This window comes from Serratia sp. EC4, assembly GCF_059652115.1.
The window spans coordinates 1-1,429 of sequence record NZ_JBNIDE010000028.1; the positions used below are offsets into that span (position 1 = coordinate 1).

The 1,429-nt window shown below is 58.0% G+C and carries 1 protein-coding gene; it reads right to left on the reverse strand.

Annotated features, from left to right (window positions below; translation table 11 throughout):
- Positions 1-58 precede the first annotated feature (58 nt).
- On the reverse strand, positions 59-1,282 hold the full coding sequence (locus ACP39K_RS24510; protein ID WP_497008998.1) for an IS91 family transposase: 1,224 nt from the start codon (positions 1,280-1,282) through the stop codon (positions 59-61).
- Between the last annotated feature and the right edge of the window lie 147 nt (positions 1,283-1,429).

Here is a 1,429-nt window from a genome sequence, read left to right on the forward strand (position 1 = left end):
CGAGTGATTACGCGTAAAAATGCCTGTTTTGATGTATTTTTAATCCAAAATCCACTTTTTAGGCGCAATTATCCAGAGCCGGTGCCTGAAGCCATCGTTTTTTCGCCATCCGATGCAGCCTATCAGAAAGCATTTTTGTAGCATGTTCACCCGCCACCGCGCCGGCAAAACGCAGCCGACCTTTGCACAGAATGCATTGGTACGGGTCGGTACCGAGGAAGCCCTTCATCAGCACCGTGAACCCGGGGCGCTTCGGTTTCTCCCGTACCGTCATTTCCAGCGCTTCGTACACCTTCGGCAACAGCGTGCCCCGCTTGCGGTTGGCCAGAAAACCGTAGTACCGCACCATTTTAAAATGCCGCGCCGGAATATGGCTGACGTAACGCTGCAGCATCTCCTCCTGGCTGATTTTCTGGCGTTTGTACTGCTGCGTGCGGTGATCGTAATACTGATGCACCACGGCGCCGCCGCAGTAGTGGCGCAGCTGAGAAGACGCCACTGGTGGGCGCTTCAGGTAGCGGCCCAGGTATTTCACGCTGCGCCAGGCACCACGGGTCTTTTTGGCAAAGTGCACTTTCCAGCAACGCCGGTATTGGGCGTGGAGGTAGCGGTGCCACCGGTCTTCGTTGCGGATGTGGCCGAGACCCGGCAGGCCGCCGGGATTGATGCGGGCGTAGTTGTCCCGCAGCAGATAGACGACGGCATTGCGCCAGATGGCTTCCACATCTTTCTTTTTAAAGAACAAATTACACCAGGTGCCGTGTTTGACATCAAGTCCGCCGCGGGTAACGGAAACGTGGATATGCGGGTGCTGATTCAGCTGTCGGCCGTAGGTATGCAGGGCGCAAAAAATGCCGACTTCAATACCCTGCTGGCGTGCCCAGCGGAGCATGGCATGGGTGGCACAGCGAAACAGGTCATTGAGCAGGGGCCAGTTGTTGTTGAAGAACGGCCACAGCAGGTGAGGCATGGTAAACGTGATGTGTTGCCAATCGCAGTCGGGCAGGATGTGCTGCTGTTCGGCGATCCACTGCTCGGTGGCCTTGAGGCCACAACTGCTGCAGGCTTTGGATTTGCAGCTCTGGCAGAAGAAGCGGGCGTGGGAGCAGTCCGGCGAGGCGCAACAGTAGCGGCGAACGCCCATGGCACAGGTGCCGCAGGCGAGCATGCGCTCGACGGCGAGTTTGGTCCATTCGCTGAGGGTGTCGCCGTGTTTGTCGAGATAGCGGCTCCAGCCATCGTCATGCTGGAACAGCAGCTTTGCCGGTCGGGGAATATACATGGAGCAGAGTCTACAGAGAGGCAGGGAACAGGAAAAGGGTCTCGGCGCCCGCCGACTCACGCCAGCGGCGTGCTAATTTATGCGAGTGTGTCAACGCGACGGTGAAGGATACGCCGCTGATCGCGTGTACGGAACATCAGCCAGCGC

What these genes read in the sequence shown, in the direction of transcription:
- ACP39K_RS24510 (WP_497008998.1), bottom strand. Translation starts at nt 1,282, where the DNA reads ATGTATATTCCCCGACCGGCAAAGCTGCTGTTCCAGCATGACGATGGC.